Origin of the sequence: Pseudomonas fluorescens, assembly GCF_001307275.1 — a bacterium.
Classification (GTDB): domain Bacteria; phylum Pseudomonadota; class Gammaproteobacteria; order Pseudomonadales; family Pseudomonadaceae; genus Aquipseudomonas; species Aquipseudomonas fluorescens_AA.
On sequence record NZ_CP012831.1, the window covers coordinates 228,662 to 245,658 of the forward strand.

12 protein-coding genes and 1 pseudogene are annotated in these 16,997 nt (G+C 63.2%); 5 read left to right on the top strand and 8 right to left on the bottom strand.

Annotated elements, in window-relative coordinates:
• Positions 1–68 precede the first annotated feature (68 nt).
• Together AO356_RS01015 and AO356_RS01020 are read left to right on the top strand one after the other, a co-directional pair.
• Positions 69–572, top strand: a complete 504-nt coding sequence (locus AO356_RS01015) for a peptidylprolyl isomerase (RefSeq protein WP_060743046.1) — start codon at positions 69–71, stop codon at positions 570–572.
• Positions 569–1,318, top strand: coding sequence for a UDP-2,3-diacylglucosamine diphosphatase (locus AO356_RS01020; RefSeq protein ID WP_060738193.1), 750 nt, complete (start codon positions 569–571; stop codon positions 1,316–1,318). Before AO356_RS01015 ends, AO356_RS01020 begins: the two co-directional genes overlap by 4 nt.
• Before the next feature lie 155 nt (positions 1,319–1,473).
• On the opposite strand, the gene AO356_RS01025 is transcribed toward AO356_RS01020, so the two are convergent.
• The 7 genes from AO356_RS01025 to AO356_RS01055 form a co-directional block, all read right to left on the bottom strand.
• Positions 1,474–3,003 carry a DHA2 family efflux MFS transporter permease subunit gene (locus AO356_RS01025; RefSeq protein ID WP_060738194.1) on the bottom strand — a complete coding sequence of 510 codons (1,530 nt, stop codon included), beginning with the start codon at positions 3,001–3,003 and terminating at the stop codon, positions 1,474–1,476.
• 193 nt (positions 3,004–3,196) lie between these two features.
• On the bottom strand, positions 3,197–4,396 hold the full coding sequence (locus tag AO356_RS01030) for an efflux RND transporter periplasmic adaptor subunit (RefSeq protein ID WP_060738195.1): 1,200 nt from the start codon (positions 4,394–4,396) through the stop codon (positions 3,197–3,199).
• Positions 4,397–4,411: 15 nt separating this feature from the next.
• The gene (locus tag AO356_RS01035; protein ID WP_060738196.1) at positions 4,412–5,881 is read right to left on the bottom strand and encodes an efflux transporter outer membrane subunit; all 1,470 of its coding nucleotides are present in this window, start codon (positions 5,879–5,881) and stop codon (positions 4,412–4,414) included.
• On the bottom strand, positions 5,878–6,351 hold the full coding sequence (locus AO356_RS01040; protein WP_053183538.1) for a MarR family winged helix-turn-helix transcriptional regulator: 474 nt from the start codon (positions 6,349–6,351) through the stop codon (positions 5,878–5,880). Before AO356_RS01040 ends, AO356_RS01035 begins: the two co-directional genes overlap by 4 nt.
• Positions 6,352–6,577: 226 nt before the next feature.
• Positions 6,578–10,264 (bottom strand): translocation/assembly module TamB domain-containing protein, encoded by a 3,687-nt coding sequence (locus AO356_RS01045; RefSeq protein WP_060738197.1) that lies wholly within the window; start codon positions 10,262–10,264, stop codon positions 6,578–6,580.
• Complete coding sequence (locus AO356_RS01050) at positions 10,261–11,988, bottom strand: autotransporter assembly complex protein TamA (RefSeq protein ID WP_060738198.1); 1,728 nt, start codon at positions 11,986–11,988, stop codon at positions 10,261–10,263. Before AO356_RS01050 ends, AO356_RS01045 begins: the two co-directional genes overlap by 4 nt.
• A gap of 65 nt (positions 11,989–12,053) precedes the next feature.
• On the bottom strand, positions 12,054–12,701 hold the full coding sequence (locus AO356_RS01055) for a GNAT family N-acetyltransferase (protein WP_060738199.1): 648 nt from the start codon (positions 12,699–12,701) through the stop codon (positions 12,054–12,056).
• A gap of 237 nt (positions 12,702–12,938) precedes the next feature.
• Between AO356_RS01055 and xthA the strand changes: the two genes are divergently transcribed.
• The 3 genes and pseudogenes from xthA to AO356_RS33290 form a co-directional block, all read left to right on the top strand.
• Entirely contained in the window at positions 12,939–13,751 is an 813-nt protein-coding gene (gene xthA / locus AO356_RS01060; RefSeq protein WP_060738200.1) for an exodeoxyribonuclease III, read from the top strand.
• A 194-nt stretch (positions 13,752–13,945) separates the two neighbouring features.
• Positions 13,946–15,280, top strand: coding sequence for a substrate-binding domain-containing protein (locus tag AO356_RS01065; protein WP_109791029.1), 1,335 nt, complete (start codon positions 13,946–13,948; stop codon positions 15,278–15,280).
• Positions 15,281–15,453: 173 nt separating this feature from the next.
• Positions 15,454–15,564: pseudogene (locus AO356_RS33290) on the top strand (DUF6124 family protein); the annotation flags it as partial.
• 134 nt (positions 15,565–15,698) lie between these two features.
• On the opposite strand, the gene AO356_RS01075 reads toward AO356_RS33290, so the two are convergent.
• Positions 15,699–16,937, bottom strand: coding sequence for a M20/M25/M40 family metallo-hydrolase (locus AO356_RS01075; RefSeq protein WP_060738202.1), 1,239 nt, complete (start codon positions 16,935–16,937; stop codon positions 15,699–15,701).
• Between the last annotated feature and the right edge of the window lie 60 nt (positions 16,938–16,997).

Consider the following 16,997-nt stretch of genomic DNA (forward strand, 5'->3'; position numbering starts at 1 on the left):
ATTGCAGCCAGACCGGTTGCGGGCGTTTGTGCCCCGAAACCCACGAATTCCTTGAAAGAGTACCGACCATGAGCAAAGTCAAACTGACCACCAACTTCGGTGACATCGTTCTGCAACTGAACGCCGAGAAAGCGCCGCTGACCGTGGCCAACTTCATCGAATACGTCAACGCCGGCCACTACGAAAACACCGTGTTCCACCGCGTCATCGGCAACTTCATGATCCAGGGCGGTGGCTTCGAACCGGGCATGAAGGAAAAGAAAGACAAGCGCCCGAGCATCCAGAACGAAGCCGACAACGGCCTGCCGAACAAAAAGTACAGCGTCGCCATGGCCCGTACCATGGAGCCGCATTCGGCTTCCGCGCAGTTCTTCATCAACGTGGCCGACAACAGCTTCCTGAACCACAGCGCCAAGACCGTACAGGGCTGGGGCTACGCAGTGTTCGGTGAAGTGACCGAAGGCACCGACGTGGTCGACAAGATCAAGGGCGTCGCCACCACTTCCAAGGCTGGCCACCAGGACGTCCCGGCAGACGACGTGATCATCGAGAAAGCCGAGATCATTGAGTGATATTGCTGATTTCAGACTTGCATCTGGAAGAGGAGCGCCCGGACATCACCCGGGCGTTTCTGGATTTACTCGCCACACGCGCCCGCTCGGCGCAAGCGTTGTACATTCTGGGCGACTTTTTCGAAGCCTGGATCGGCGACGATGCCATGACGCCGTTCCAGCGTTCCATCTGCCAGGCCCTGCGCGAGTTGAGCGACAGCGGCACGGCCATCTTCCTGATGCACGGCAATCGCGACTTCATGCTGGGGCAAGCCTTTTGCAAAGCGGCCGGCTGCACCCTGCTCAAGGACCCGAGTGTCGTGCAGCTCAATGGCGAGCCGGTGCTGCTGATGCATGGCGACAGCCTCTGCACCCGCGACGAAGGCTACATGAAGCTGCGGCGCTGGCTGCGCAACCCGGTCACGCTGTTCATCCTGCGGCACCTGCCGCTGGGCAGCCGCCAGAAACTGGCGCGCAAACTGCGCAGCGAAAGCCGCACGCAGACACGCATGAAAGCCAATGACATCGTCGACGTCACGCCCGAAGAGATCCCGCGGATCATGCAGCAATACGGCGTGAAGACCCTGGTCCACGGCCACACCCACCGCCCCGCCATCCACAAGCTGCAACTGGGCGAACACGCCGCCCGGCGCATCGTGCTGGGGGATTGGGACAAACAAGGCTGGGCGTTGCAGGTGGATGAACAGGGGTTTGCGTTGGCGCCGTTTGGTTTTGGTAATGCGCAGTTGGCGTTGCCAAGCACTTAAAGACCCCATGAGATGCCTGTGGGAGCAGCCTGTGGGAGCAAGCTTGCTCGCGATGAACGGTGACACGGTCTTGCAGTTGAACCGTGTCGCCTGCATCGCGGGCAAGCCTTGCTCCCACAGGCTCGCTCCCACATTGAATTGCATTGACCTTTGGATCAGTGCCCCGCCGACGCCGGCCCCGCCTTCGCCGCAAACGGCGGTTTGGCCAGCCACACCAGCACGATCAACCCCATGAATGCCCAACCCAGCAGCGTGAAGTAATCCACGGTGGAGAGCATGTACGCCTGGCTGTTGAGAATCTGGTCGAGCTGGGCATAGGCCGGTGTGCTGGCACCGCCAAGCTGGTTGAGCGCCTCGCGGGTGGCCGGCTCGAAAGTGCTGATGCTTTCGCTCAGGTAGGCGTGATGCTGGTCGGCACGGCGAATCCAGATCCAGGTGGTCAACGATGCGGCAAAGCTGCCGCCCAGGGTCCGCAGGAACGTCGCCAGCCCCGCGCCGTCGGCAATCTGGTGCGGCGGCAGGTCCGACATCAGGATGCTCAGGGTCGGCATGAAGAACAGCGCCACGCCGATGCCCATGAACAACTGCACCAAGGCAATGTGCTGGAAATCCACCTCGTTGGTGAACCCGGCACGCATGAAGCAGCTCAGGCCGATGGCCAGGAACGCCAGCCCCGCCAGCAAGCGCAGGTCGAACTTGTGGGCGTACTTGCCGACGAAGGGCGACATCAACACCGGCAGGATACCGATGGGTGCCACGGCCAATCCGGCCCAGGTCGCGGTGTAGCCCATCTGGGTCTGCAACCACTGCGGCAGGATCAGGTTGATGCCGAAGAACCCGGCGTAACCGCCCACCAACACAATGGTGCCGATGCGGAAGTTGCGATAGGCGAACAGACGGAGGTTGACCACCGGATGGCGGTCGGTCATTTCCCAGATCACGAAGACCGCCAGGGCAATGACTGAAATCAGCGCACCAATGACGATGAAGTTCGATTCGAACCAGTCCAGGTCGTTGCCCTTGTCGAGAATCACCTGGAGCGCGCCAACACCGATGATCAGCGTGATCAACCCCACGTAGTCCATCGGCTGATGGCTGGTGACCACCGGCCGCGCCTTGAGCTGCTGGCGCACCACCATCGCCGCGAAGACGCCGATGGGCACATTGATGAAGAAGATCCACGGCCAGCTATAGCTGTCGGTGATCCAGCCGCCGAGGATCGGTCCGGCAATCGGCGCCACCACCGTGACCATCGCCAGCAACGCCAGGGCCATGCCCCGCCTGGCCGGCGGGTAGACGGCGATCAGCAAGGTCTGGGTCATCGGGTACAACGGCCCGGCCACCAGCCCCTGGAGTACCCGAAAGCCAATCAGCTCCGGCATCGAGGTGGAAATGCCACACAAGAATGAAGCGAGCACGAACAGCATCGTCGCCCACAAAAACAACTTCACCTCGCCAAACCGACGGCTGAGCCAGCCAGTGAGCGGCAGGGCGATGGCGTTGCTCACCGCGAACGAGGTGATCACCCAGGTGCCCTGCTCCGAGCTGACGCCCAGGTTGCCGGAAATGGTCGGCAAGGCGACGTTGGCGATGGTGGTGTCGAGCACCTGCATGAACGTCGCCAGCGACAGCCCGATGGTGCTGAGCAACAGGCTGGGCGGCGTGAAGGACGCGTTATTGCTCATTGCGAAATCCTATGAAGCGAAGAGAGTCAATCGCGGGCAAGCCTTGCTCCCACTGGATCCAGGGTTGCCTGAACTCAGTGGGTAGGACACAAAACCTGTGGGAGCCGAGCTTGCTCGCGATGAGGCCCTTGCAGTCAATATCTCTGTAGCCGGTCATACCGCTATCGCGAGCAAGCTCGGCTGCCACAACTGATCAGCGCTGCGCGGTTTTGCTCGCCACGGAACTGTTGTCGTGGATCAGGCGGGTGATCATCGCGTCGGCCTCGGCCAATTGCCGGTCATAGACCTGGGTACTGAACGAGGCTTTCTGCGGTGGCTGTTGGGCCAACACCGGGCCGCTCTGGTCGTGCAGATTGACGCTGACCTGGGTCGACAGGCCGACTCGCAGCGGATGCTTGGCCAGCTCTTCGGCGTTGACATGAATGCGCACCGGCACCCGCTGGACGATCTTGATCCAGTTACCGGTGGCGTTCTGCGCCGGCAGCAAGGCAAACGCACTGCCGGTCCCGGCGCCCAGGCTGTCGATGGTGCCGCTGAACTTCACATCGCTGCCGTACAGGTCGGCTTCGATGTCCACCGGCTGGCCGATGCGCATGTCGCGCAGTTGGGTTTCCTTGAAGTTGGCGTCAATCCACAATTGGTCCAGCGGGATCACTGCCATCAACGCCGTGCCCGGCTGCACCCGTTGGCCCAGTTGCACGGTGCGCTTGGCCACATAGCCGGTGACCGGTGCGATCAAGGTGCTGCGAGCGTTGGTCAGGAAGGCCTGGCGCAATTGCGCGGCGGCCGCTTGCACGTCGGGATGGGACGACACCACGGTATCGTCCACCAAGGCGCTGGTGGTCTTGAGCTGTTGCCGGGCATTGGCGAGGGCATTCTGCGCCGAGGTCAGGTCATCCCGGGCGTGGGACAGTTCCTCCTGGGAAATCGCTCCGCCGGCCGCCAGGTTCTTGCGTCGGCTGTAGTTTTCCTGGGCCTTCTGCACTTCGGCCTCTTGGGCATTGACCTGCGCCCGCATGCCATCGACGTTGCTGTACAAGCCACGCACCTGGCGCACGGTCCGGGCCAGGTTGGCCTGGGCACTTTGCAGCCCGACTTCGGCGTCGTTCGGGTCGAACTGCACCAGCACCTGGCCTTCACGCACCAGGTCGCCGTCATCGGCACCGATGCTCACCACGGTGCCGGTCACCAACGGCGTGATCTCCACCACGTTGCCGTTCACATAGGCATCGTCGGTGCTTTCGCTCCAGCGGCCATACAGTTCATGCCAGCCCCACACACCCAGGCCCGCGAGAATGACGATCAGCGCCAGTGCCAGCAGCATGACCTTGCGCTTGCGTGGGTTGCCGCTGTCTTGTGTGTTTTCGGATTGAGTCGTTTCGGCAGTCGCCATGACAAGTACCTCGAATCAGTGGGTCGGCGTGGCAGGGGTCGGCGTGGCCGCCGCCAGGGTCTGGGCTTCGAAACCACCGCCCAGGGCCTGCATCAGTTGGATCGACAAATCGATCTGCTCGGCATTCAGGTTCGCCAGTTGGCGCTGGGCCTGGAGCAATTGCTGCTCGATGCTCAGCACGTCCAGGTAATTACCGATGCCCGAGCCGTAGCGCTGGACCACGGTGTCGTAAGAGTTCTGCGCGATGTCGGTGGCATGTTGCTGGGCACCGATCTGGCGAGCGATGTCGCGCAACTGGTTGATGGTGTCACTGACATCGCCAAGGGCCGTGACCAGGCTCTTGTTGTACTGCGCCACCGCCAGGTCGTAATCGGCGTCCCGGGCATCCAGGTCCGCCCGCAGGCGGCCACCGTCGAAGATCGGCAACGACACGGTGGGCGCCACGTTGAAGAAGCGGCTGGCCGAACCGAACATCGCATCGCCGAGCAATGACTGCACCCCCGCCGCCGCGCTCAGGTTGAGGTTGGGGTAGAAGTTGGTCTTGCCGGCCTCGATGTTCTTGCTGGCCGCCTCGACCCGCCAGCGCGCCGCGACCAGGTCCGGACGGCGGCCCAGCAACTCGGCCGGCAGGTTCGACGGCAAGGCGACCGCGCTGGCTTGCAGCACGTTGGGCCGGGCGATTTCATTGCCGCGGTCCGGGCCCTTGCCCAGCAATACCGCCAGGGCGATCTTGGCGCTTTGCAGGCGTTTTTCTGCGTCGATCAAGGTCGCATCGGCGCTGGCTTCCAGGCTTTCGGTCTGCTGGAACTGGTACTCGCTGTCGATCCCGGCGCTGAGGCGGCGCTTGCCCAGGTCGAGCATCTGCCGGGTGCGCTTGAGGTCTTCGGCGGCCAGGTCATGAATGATGTGGGCCTGGCCCAGGTCGCTGTAGGCCCGGGCCACGTCGGCGGCCAGGGTCAGTTGCGCGGCCTGGCGATCGATCTCGGCGGCGCGGGCCTGGCCCAGGGCGGCTTCCCAGGCGGCACGCTGGCCACCCCAGAGGTCGAAATTGTAGTTGAAGTCCACACTCAGCGAACGCAGGGTGCTGTACGCCCCGCCCTGCCCTTGCGGATCCTGGTCACGGGCCAGACGCGAACGGCTGACGCTGCCACTGGCATCCAGGGTCGGCATGCGCGCCGCGTTGGCGGCATAGGCCGCGGCACTGGCCTGGTGGACCCGGGCGCTGGCGACCTGCATGTCCGGGCTGTCGCGCAGGGCTTCACGGATCAGACCGTCGAGCTGCGGATCACCGAGGCTTTTCCACCAGTCGTTTTTCGGCCACGCGGCCGGCGACAGCGTGACCCCGGTCAGGGACTGTCCAGCCTGGAGGCTCTTGGCCTCGAGGCTGACGCCTTCGGTCTTCAGGCCGCTGTAGCTGGCACAACCGGCGAGGCTCATGGCCAACAGCACCAGGCTCAAGCGGGTACGCAAGGTTTGACGTTTCATTTCTCCCCCAATCGCAACACGGTGATGGGATCACCGGCAGCGAGCAGTATTTTCTTGAGGATGTCTTCGAGGGTTTGCAGCTCCTCGCGGCTGATGGCGCTGGCCAACTGGTTCATGGCGTCGGCACCGATGAACGGCAGGCGATCAGCGAGGGCCTGGCCGGCTTCGGTCAGCACCAGTTGCACCTGGCGCCGGTCCTCTGCCGAGCGCTGGCGGACCAGGAAACCTTTCTGCTCCAGGCGATCGAGCATCCGCGTCATCGAGCCGCTGTCCAGGGACAGGTAGCGACACAGCTCGACCGGCGTGTCGATGCCGTGCTGGGCCATGATGATCAACACCTTGAACTGGGCGGCGGTAATGCCGACGGGCTCCATGTGGGTGTCGATGATCCGGTCCTTGAGCAGCGCGGCGCGGCCGAGCAGCATGCCGAGGTGGCAATTGTGAAATTCGTCTGGGGTGAAATGCTTCATCTGAGCACCGTTTGCTGCCTAGGCAGTGAATGTATGTCGAGATATTACTGCTTAGGCAGCAAATGTCAAACAAATAGTTAGCTTGCTATTCACCAACAGACAAAATGCAGACATCCCTGTGGGAGCGAGCTTGCTCGCGATAGCGGTATGACCTTCAACTTCTTCGTTGACTGACACGCCGCTATCGCGAGCAAGCTCGCTCCCACAAGGGTTTGGGGGAAGGGGTTTAGAAATCGCGCTTGTAGAAGATATCCAGCGAACTGGCGACGCCGCTGGCGGCTTCGAGGTACACCTTCTTGCTGAGCTTGTAGCGCAGGGCGATGGTGTTGGCCGGTTCGAACACGCCGACGCCGTAGCGCAGGCTGAGTTTTTCCGAGAGGTTGCCGCTGGCGACCACGCTGGTGGTGTTGCCGCTGCCTTGGGTGTCGAGCTGGAAGTCATCGATGCCCAGGTTATTGGCCAGGCTGCTGGTCACGCCCGAGCTGCCCATCAGCCCCAGGCCCAGCGCCGCCTGGGCGAGCATGTTGTTGTCCTCGCCCGTGGTGCTCAGCGGCCGGCCCAGTACCAGGTAGGACAACGCCTGCTCCTGGCTCATGGCCGGCTCCGAGAAGATTTGCGTGGTCGGTTGCTCGGCGCTGCCGCTCAAGCGGATGCCGGCGATCACGTCGTCGGTCTGGCGAATCGCTTCGATGTCCAGGTAGGGCTGGTCGATGGGCCCGGCGAACAGCAGCCGGGCCCGGCGCACCGTCAGTCGTTGCCCGTAGGCCCGATAGCGGCCGTCGTTGAGCCACAGTTCACCGCGGGTGTCCATGTTGTCGCCGATGTGCACCTGCCCCTGGACGTTGGCCGTCAGGCCGAACCCCGAGAACGCGAGTTTGTCCTGGCCGACGATCACGTCGATGTCCATCGCCATGGCTATCGGCGCCTTGCCCTCCTCGGTCTGGTGGCCGACGATCACCGTGTCATCCGACACCTTGACGGTGGACGGCGGCAGTTCGCGGACGGTGATCTCGCCTTTGGGCACCAGGACCTTGCCGGCAATGGAAAGCTGCTCGCCCTGCATCGTGATGTTCAGGTCCGGGGCGACATCGAGCACCGCGTACGGTTCGACGGTGACCGGCAGTTGCGAGCCCTTGAGAGCCAGGTTCAGGGTCAGGGCTTCGCCCCAGCCGATGTTCCCGGTCAGGCTGCCCTGCCCGCGCTTGCCGCTTTTCCAGGCACCGTCGAGCCGTACCGTTTCACCGGCAATCATCGCCCGCACCTGCAGGGCTTCGAGGCTGATCGGCAGTTCCGGGCCGGAGACTTCGCCGTCGCTGAGCACCAGGTTGCCGTTGACCTGGGGTGCGAGCAAACCACCCGACAACGTCCCGCTGCCGTTCAGGTGACCGGTGAGGGCTTCCACCATCGGCACGAACGGCCGGGCCACGGACAAGTCCAGGCCGGTCAGGCGAAACGAACCACTCAAGGGCTTGCTGGCCGGCAGCGGATTGATCTGCGCCTGGAGCACCAGCTCGCCGAGCTTGGCGCCGACGAAATTCAGGTCGGTGTCGATGCGCTTGGGGGTCAGGCGGCTATTGAGCGTCAAGGTCTGGTAGGGGAAGTCCAGCCATTGCGCCTTGTCCCCGGCCTTGTCACGGATGCGCAACGTACCGCCACTGGCGTCCACCAGGATCCGGCCATTCGGGCCGCTCGCCGGCAAGTCCAGTTGCAGGTCCGCATTGAGCCGGCCCTGCCAGGCAAAATCCTTGGGCATCCACTGGGCCAGGCTTTCGATGGGGAACTGTTTGAGGTGATAGCGCAGCTTCGGCTCCGGCATCAGCCGCTGGTCTTCACCGCACAGACTGGCCTCGCCGGAACGCCAGCAATGGGCGCCGACGTTAAGCGTGCCATCGGTCAGGCGCTCCAGTTTCGCCGGGGCTTGCAGGCGCCAGGCTTGCCCGCCGGCCTGCACCTCGCCGCTGGCCAGGCGTCCGCGCCAATTGCCTTGGTCGAGGGCGCCGTCGAGCGCCAGGGTCGTATCGAGTTGCGGCCCTTGCAAGTCCAGGTTGAGTGTTTGCCGTTTGATGTCGCCCTGTCCGCTGACGGTCAGCGCGCCCAGGGACGTTTCGCCGGCGCGGATGCCGCTGGCCTTGAGGTCGAGCTTGCCGCGCTGGGCTCTGTCGAGGGTCGCGTCCAGGTTCAGGCTTTGCAGGCGATTGTCCTGCAGCGCCAATTGCGTGCCTTGCAGACCGAGCTTGCCTTGGGGCGCCTTGAGCGTGCCGGCGACATCGACCCGGCCAACGACCTGGCCGCGCAATTGCGGCCAGAGCTGGGCAAGACGGGCGAGCTTGATGTCGATCTGGCCGGTGAGTTTCTGTTGCAGGCTGCCGGTGCCATTGATGCGGTTATCTCCCAGGCGGATGTCCAGCGCGCTGAGGTTCCACTGCTCGCCGGCACCACTGGCCTTGGCCTGGAACAGCGCCGGTTGGCCCCGCAGCTTACCCTTGAGATCCAGGTCCGCGTCGAGCTCGAGGCGGTCGTTCTTCATCGCGCCTTTGCTGCGCAACGGTCCGGCCAGGATCCCGGGCAACTCGCCGAGCCAATACGCCGGGTTGATGGCCGACAGTTGCAGCGCCGTGTCCCAAGCGATGCCGTCGGCAAATTGCAGGCTCAGGTGTCCTTCGGCCTTGCCCTGCCCCGCGGCGAGCTTGAGTTGCGGCAGATGGATTTGCGTCAGGTTGCCGCTGAACGGGCTGTCCAGGCTGAACGCCCCGGCGGGGCCGTCCAGCGCGGCCTGGAAATTGCCCAGGTAGTTGCCATCGGTGTACGAGACTTCGCCATTGAAGCTGCGCAATGTCACTTGCGGCTCGTCGATCAGCGGATACAGGCGATGCCAAGGGAAATCCAGCCAGGCGACTTTCGCCTCGGCGCTCAAGCCGTCGCGCCAGTCCACTTGCCCGCTGAGTTTCAGGCTCTGCTGATTGCCGGCGTCCAGATCCAGGCCGGCGATCCGTGCGCCATTGGCGTCCACGGTGCCTTGCAGCAGCAATGCCACTGGCCCTTTTTCGGCGGGCAACGTCGCCTTGCCAAGCAATTGATAGCCTTTTTTCAGATCGCCTTCGCCGGTCAATTCCAACTGATTGAGCAACAGCGTGTCTGGCAGATCGGCGCTGGCCTTGAAACCGTCGGCGGTAATGCGCACCTTGGCGGGCAGGTTGTCCGCCAGCGGTTGCAGCTCACCGGTCAACTGGCCTTGCAGGTAGCCGCTACTGTCGGCCTTGAGGTTGAGGGTCTTGAGCAGATTGCCGTCGACTTTCAGGTCCAGGGCCCAGGGCGTGGCCCCCGGCGCGGGCAAGGTCAATCGGCCTTCGGCATTCAACGGCCAGTCGCCGCCGGGCTTGAGCAAGCCGGACAGTTTCAGACCCAGCTCGTCGCGCTGCAACTGCACCGAGTCGATCTGCAGGCCCTCGGCGGTCCAATGGGCAGCCAATTGCAGGCCCTTGAGTTGCTCGCTGCCGTTGAACGACAGGCTGCCGACTTGCACATCGCCCAATTCGATCGCGAGCGGCAAGTCCAGGTCCGGCAAGCTGATCGGGCCGCTGCTCGGCGCATCGGTCGAAGCGGGCAACTGCAAGGCGACCTGGTCGGCCTTGAGCTGTTCGATGCACAGGGTCATGCGCGCCAGGCACAACGGCGACCAGGCGAATATCACTCGATCCAACGCCACCCGACTGTCGCCCTGCTGCCACAGCAGGTGATCGGCGCTCCACTGCCCGCCCAGCCGGCCCTGGAAATTCTCCACGGCCAGCCCCGGCACCAGGCCAAGGGCCCAGCGGCTGCCAAATGCCGTGCCCAGCACCGTGCTCAAGGCCAGCACGACCGCCAGCAGCCCCCCAACGAGGGCCAGTAGCGTTATTTTCACACCACGCTTCACAGCTCAGGCCCCATGGAAAAGTGCAACCGAATGCCGCCTTCATCGTCCATCGCATGGGCCAGGTCGAGGCGGATCGGCCCCACCGGCGACACCCAGCGCACGCCGACACCCACGCCGGTCTTCAGGCTCGGCAGCTCAAGGCTGTTGAAGGAGTTGCCCTGGTCGATGAACGTCGCCACTCGCCATTTTTCCGCGATGGAATACTGATACTCGAGGCTGCCGGCGACCATGTAGCGACCACCGATACGGTCGCCCTCGGAGTTTTCCGGCGACAGGCTCTGGTAGTCGTAACCCCGCACGCTCTGGTCGCCACCGGCAAAAAAGCGCAGGGACGGTGGAATGGATTTGTAGCCATTGGTGGCGCTGCCGCCGATTTGCGCCCGCGCCAGCAAGCGATGCTTGTCGAACACCGTGGTCAGGCCCTTGACCATGGCGGTGCCGTATACAAGGTTATTGTCCGAGCCCAGCCCTTCCTTGGCGACCTTGGTATCGAACTGCAAACGGTAGCCGTTGTGCGGGTCGATGCGGTTGTCGCTGCGCAGATAGGAATAGCTCACGCCCGGCATCAACAGCGTACTCAGGCCCGCATCGTCGCCGAGGCGGTACTCCTCGCGCTGCCACTTGAGCGACACCACCCGCTGCCAGCCGCTGGGCAACTTGCTGTGCCATTCCGGGCCCACGGTGAGCAGTTTGCTGAGGCTGTCGGTGCCGGCCAGTTCTTCATATTGATAACCGCCGGCGTAGCGCATCTTGTCGGTCAGCGGCGGGTCCAGCGGCACGTCGTACCACAGGCCGACATTCTGCCGAGGCGCCGACACTTCCGCTTCCCAGCCATAGCTGTGGCCCTGGGGGTTGACCCAGTGGCGCGTCCAGTTGGCTTTGGCCCGGGGGCCTACGTCGGTGGAAAAACCCAGGCCCAGGCCCATGGTGCGTGGCTTGCGCGTGTCGAGCTTGACCGCCACCGGAATGACATTGTTGGTGGCGGCGGTGGGGGCCGCATCCACCCGAACACCTTCGAAATAGCCGCTCGATTGCAAGGCCTGGTTGAGTTCGGCAATCAGCTCGGAGTCGTACGCCGTGCCCGCCTTGAACGGCACCATGCGTTGCAGCAGGTCTTCGTCGAACGGCGTGTCGCCCTCGAAACTCACCGGGCCCAAGGCATAGCGCGGGCCGCTGTCGTAGACCAGCTCGATATCGGCGATGCCCGCCTGGGGGTCCACCAGGAGTTTCTGCTGGGTGAAACGCCCGCTGAAATAACCGTAACGCGAGGCCTGGTTCTGGATCACCCGCTTGGCGTCTTCATAGCGACCATGGTTGAGTACCGCGCCGGGCTTCAGCGCGGCATTGCCGGGCACGCGAAAAGCCTTGAGCGAAGCCGCCGGCCCATCGATGCGCACGGTGACGTTGCGCAGGTGCACCGGCTCGCCGGGGTCGATGGTCAGCACCAGCCGTGGATCCTTGCCGCCCTTGACCTCGCTGTCGATCTGCGGCTGGTAGTAGCCCAGCGCCTGGGCGGCCTTGCGCGCCTGTTCCTCGGCGCCGCGACTGAAGCGCAGCAAGGCTTCCTCGTCACGGTCCCCCACGCCACCGATATAACCTTCGACGTTGGCCTTGAGTTCATCATTGGACGGCTGGACGCGTACTTCCAATTCACTGTTTGCCAGTGCCGCACAGCTGAGGGACAGCAAGAGCGCGCCACGGGTCATTCTTCCTGGGAAATTCATGGCGCGGATGCTATCACGAGCGTAGGTGCTTGATAGAGCCAGACATTTCCTAAAAGTTCGCCCGACTATGCCGTTGCGCTTTGCAGAATCTGCGGGTTGGCGTGGAAGAACACATGCTCGCGGATCGGTCCTACCGCGACTTCACCGATTTCCTCGTATCCCTGGCGTTTATAGAACTCAAGGTAGCGCGGGTTTCCGGTGTCCAGCACCACCCCTTGGGAATGCTCGTCCACCGCACACCAGTTATGGACCGCCTCGAGCAACTGCTCGCCGAAATGCTTGCCCTGGAACTGTGGGTGCACCCCCAGCAGCGGCAATACATGGACTGCGTCCGACGGCAGGCAGGCCAGCACCGCCGCGTGGTACTCCAGATAGCGCCGGGTGCAGCGAAAACCGGTGCTCAAGACCATGCGCAGGCGCCAGGCCCAGCTTTCGGTGATGCCCAGGCGCCGCTGCGGCGGGGCGATCAGGGCGATACCAATCAGGCGGTCGTTGACCAGCAGGCCGATGGCCGGCAGGTCCTGGAGAAAATGCTGCTTGACCAGCTCACGCACCGTGGCCCGGACCCGCTGTTCATAACCGGGACGCTCGGATTCGAACAGGTAGCTGAAGGTAGGCTCATGGCGATAGGCCTGGTACAGCAACGAACGGGCTTCGCGGGAATAACCACTGTCGAGCATATGGACGTCGGCGATGGCGGCGGTTTCAGGCATGATGGCAGATCTCCTGGGCGGGCTCGGTGAAGCCTGAGCAAAGACCTTGTGGGAGCAAGGCTTGCCCGCGATGAAAGCGATACGGTCTTTCAGGAATCGAGTTGTCTGTTTCGCGAGCAAGCTTTGCTCCCACAAAGCGTTCGCCAAAAGGACATTAGCAGCGCATTTGTCCTACTGCCACGCTGGCTCCCTTCCCACATGTCAGCTAGCATCGCAGTTTTGCCAGGACAGCCGACCATGAAGATCGTCTCCTTCAACATCAACGGGCTGCGCGCCCGCCCCCATCAGCTGGCGGCGCTGATCGAGAAGCACCAGCCGGATGTGATCGGGCTGCAGGAAACCAAGGTTCACGACGAACAATTCCCCCTGGCCGAGGTGCAGGCCCTGGGTTACCACGTGCATTACCACGGGCAAAAAGGCCACTACGGCGTCGCCCTGCTCTCCCGCCAGGCGCCGCTGAGCCTGTACAAAGGTTTCGAAAGTGACGACGAGGACGCCCAGCGGCGCTTCATCTGGGGCACCTTCGCCGATGCCAACGGCGCACCGGTGACCATCATGAACGGTTACTTCCCCCAGGGTGAAAGCCGTGACCATCCGACCAAATTCCCGGCCAAGGAGCGGTTCTACAGCGATTTGCAGCAACTGCTGGAAAGCCGCTTCAGCAACGACCAGCCGGTGGTGGTGATGGGCGACGTGAACATTTCCCCGGAAGACTGCGACATCGGCATCGGCCCGGACAACATGAAGCGCTGGTTGAAAACCGGCAAATGCAGCTTCTTGCCGGAAGAGCGCGAATGGATGGCCCGCCTGAAGAACTGGGGCCTGGTGGACAGCTTCCGCCACCTGAACCCGGACGTCACCGACCGTTTCAGTTGGTTCGACTACCGCAGCCGCGGTTTCGAGGACGAGCCCAAGCGCGGCCTGCGCATCGACCTGATCCTCACCTCCCACGGCCTGCTGCCGCGGGTCAAGGACGCTGGCGTGGACTATGAGCTGCGGGGCATGGAAAAACCGTCGGACCACGCGCCGATCTGGTTGCAATTGAGCTGATCGCGTCCCCCTGTGGGAGCGAGCTTGCTCGCGATAGCGATCCAGCTGTCACATTTGATCTTGAATGTGCCGCCGCCATCGCGAGCAAGCTCGCTCCCACATTGGATTTCGGTGCTCCGTCGCACCCCTGTCACCTTTCAGTAACCTGACTGACTTAATCTTCCGGCACTTCCTCGGGTTCAGAAGGTGCCGGCATGCGGCTGTGTGTTGTGGTTTTCATGGGCCTCTGGCTGCCGTTCGTAGCATGGGCCGGCAATTTGCCCATTCCCGAACAGGGCCCTGCCTTGCGCCTCCAGGGCTCCAATACCATCGGTGCGGCGCTGGGGCCGGCCCTGGTCAGAGGCTTGATGGAAGATCAGGGCCTGCTCAGGGTCAGCAGCGAAATCACCGGGCGCGACAACGAGCAGCGCATCGTTGGCCTGACCGCCGATGGCCGGCGGGTGGAAGTCGACATCGCGGCCCACGGCTCCAGCACCGGTTTCACCGCCCTCAAGCAAGCCAGCGCCGACCTGGCGGCCTCTTCCCGGCCGATCAAGGACAGTGAACTGAAGGAATTGTCGTCCCTGGGCGACCTGAAAAGTCCTGCCGCCGAGCAGGTCATCGCCATTGATGGCCTGGCGATCATCCTTCATTCCTCCAACCCGCTGCGCCAACTCGATACCGTGCAACTGGCGCGGATGTTCAGCGGCGAGGCAAAAACCTGGGAGTCCGTCGGCGGAACGGGCGGGCCGATTCATTTGTATGCCCGGGATGAACAGTCCGGCACCTACGACACCTTCAAGGAACTGGTCCTCAGCCGACAGGGAAAACGGCTGGATCCTACCGCGCGGCGCTTCGAGTCGAGCGAACAGTTGTCCGACGCTGTCAGCCAGGACCCGCAAGGCATCGGTTTCATCGGTTTGCCCTACGTGCGCCAGGCCAAGGCGCTGGCCATTGTCGACGGCGCTTCCCAACCCATGCTGCCGCTCAACCACTTGATCGCCACCGAAGACTACCCACTCTCCCGGCGCCTGTTCTTCTATTTGCCCCCCTGGGGCACCAACCCGTGGGCCGAGGCATTGGTGGCGTTTACCCAAAGCGATAAAGGCCAGGCCATCGTCGCGGCGAACGGGTTTATCGCCCAGACCGTCCAGGCCATGGCCGTCACGCCGAATGCACTGATGCCCGAGGGGTACCAGGCCCTGAGCCGCCACGCCCAACGCTTGACCGTGAATTTTCGCTTCGAAGAAGGCAGCGCCAGCCTGGACAACAAGGCCCACCAGGACCTGAGCCGCGTGCTCGACTATATACAGCAGCACGGCAAAGCCGACCGACGCGTGACCCTGGTAGGTTTTGGCGACGCCAAGGATGATCCGGCGCGGGCCGACCTGCTGTCCAAACTGCGAGCCATGGCGGTGCGCCGTGAACTGGTCAAATACGGCGTGGCGTTGCGGGAAGTACGAGGGTTCGGCGCCTTGATGCCGGTGGCGGCCAATAGCGGGGATGAAGGCAGGGTTCGGAATCGGCGGGTGGAGGTATGGGTGTACTAGAACGACGCCATCAAAAAGCGCCCCCGCTTTTGTGGCGAGGGAGCTTGCTCCCGCTCGGCTGCGCAGCAGTCGTAAAACCGGCTGGCGCGGTGTGGCTGGAAAACCGCGCCAACCGGTTTTGGGGTGGCTTCGCCACCCAGCGGGAGCAAGCTCCCTCGCCACAAAAGCCTGGCCTTCAAGGCTCGAGGCGCCATATTGCCCTGGGCATCCAGCAATTGATCGAATTGAGTGGGCAGCTGGCAAACCGCGCGCTGGACGACGTCGAAGCGCGTCCGTCGACATAGCGCATTTCCCTGTGGGAGCGAGCTTGCTCGCGAAGGCGGTTTGTCAGCCAACACTTGATCGACAGACAGATCGCTTTCGCGAGCAAGCTCGCTCCCACAAGGTTTCGAGGCGCTCGAGGTTATGGCATGGTGCGTTACCGCCCCGCCAACTCCATGATCATCCGCGACAGCAGATAAATCCTGGGCACCACGCTCTCGACTTCCGCGTACTCCTCCGGCGTATGGATATTCCCGCCAACGATGCCAAAACCATCCAGCGTCGGCGTGCCGACACCGGCCGAGAGGCTGGCATCCGCCGCGCCGCCGCTGCCTTCCTCGGTGAGCTTGCGCCCCAGTTCGCCATAGATGCCTTGGGCCATGGCCATCAACCGGTCCGACTCCGCCGTCTGAGGCATCGGTGGCAGGCCGCGCTTGAGGCTGGTGGTGACTTCGGTGTCGGCGATCAACTTGTCCTGCGAGACTCGGGCCAGGTCTTTTTCGATGCGGTCGAATTCTTCCGGCACCGCCGCCCGTACATCGGCCTTGGCGCTCGCCTGGTCGGGAATCACGTTGGTCCGGTCGCCGGCCTTGATCACCGTGAAATTGATGGTGGTTTTCTTTTCCGCGTCGCCGAGCTTGCCCAGTTGCAAGATCTGGTGCGCGGCTTCCATCGCCGCATTGCGCCCCAGTTCCGGCGCGACGCCGGCGTGGGACGCTTTGCCCTTGACCTCCACCAGCGCCGTCGCACTGCCCTTGCGCCAGACCACCAGGCCGTCGGCCGGGCGACCCGGTTCGAGGTTGAGGGTCACGTCATGAGCCTTGGCGGTTTTCTTGATCAGGTCGGTGGCGGCGTCCGAGCCGGTTTCTTCGCTGGCGTCGAGCAGGAAAGTAATCTGCGCGTAGTTCTTGAAATCCAGGTTCTTGAGCACCTTCAAGGCGTAGATCCCCGCGACGATACCGCCCTTGTCGTCCATCACTCCCGGCCCGTAGGCGCGGCCATCCTTGATATGGAACGGGCGTTCGGCGGCCGAGCCCTCCTTGAACACCGTGTCCATGTGGGCCATCAGCAGGATTTTCGCTTTACCGGTGCCCTTGAGGGTCGCCAGGATGTGCTGGGTACCGTCCGAGTTCGGCACCTTCTCAATGGTCGCGCCCAACTTTTTCAGTTCGTCGATGGCAATGTCGCCGACCTGGGTCAGCCCCGGCACATACCCGGAGCCGGAGTCGATATTCACCAGACGCTCCAGCAACTTCAGGGCCTCGCCCTTGTACTGCTGCGCATCGCTCAGGATTTGTTGATGGGGTTGGGCAAAGGCCATAGGGGTGAAGACGCCAAGGGCCAGGCTCAGGCCGAGGCTGACGGCCAGACGGGAGCGAACAGCGGTTATCGTCATGATTTCATCCTTGTTCCGTATCGAGAGAGTGCCATGGGCACCCTACCCGACAATGAACCA

Excerpts from the sequence above, each read along its gene's own strand:
- AO356_RS01035 (WP_060738196.1), bottom strand. The coding sequence starts at position 5,881 with ATGAAACGTCAAACCTTGCGTACCCGCTTGAGCCTGGTGCTGTTGGCC.
- AO356_RS01075 (WP_060738202.1), bottom strand. The coding sequence starts at position 16,937 with ATGACGATAACCGCTGTTCGCTCCCGTCTGGCCGTCAGCCTCGGCCTG.
- AO356_RS01040 (WP_053183538.1), bottom strand. The coding sequence starts at position 6,351 with ATGAAGCATTTCACCCCAGACGAATTTCACAATTGCCACCTCGGCATG.
- AO356_RS01055 (WP_060738199.1), bottom strand. The coding sequence starts at position 12,701 with ATGCCTGAAACCGCCGCCATCGCCGACGTCCATATGCTCGACAGTGGT.
- AO356_RS01030 (WP_060738195.1), bottom strand. The coding sequence starts at position 4,396 with ATGGCGACTGCCGAAACGACTCAATCCGAAAACACACAAGACAGCGGC.
- AO356_RS01065 (WP_109791029.1), top strand. The coding sequence starts at position 13,946 with ATGCGGCTGTGTGTTGTGGTTTTCATGGGCCTCTGGCTGCCGTTCGTA.
- xthA (WP_060738200.1), top strand. The coding sequence starts at position 12,939 with ATGAAGATCGTCTCCTTCAACATCAACGGGCTGCGCGCCCGCCCCCAT.
- AO356_RS01025 (WP_060738194.1), bottom strand. The coding sequence starts at position 3,003 with ATGAGCAATAACGCGTCCTTCACGCCGCCCAGCCTGTTGCTCAGCACC.
- AO356_RS01050 (WP_060738198.1), bottom strand. The coding sequence starts at position 11,988 with ATGAATTTCCCAGGAAGAATGACCCGTGGCGCGCTCTTGCTGTCCCTC.
- AO356_RS01015 (WP_060743046.1), top strand. The coding sequence starts at position 69 with ATGAGCAAAGTCAAACTGACCACCAACTTCGGTGACATCGTTCTGCAA.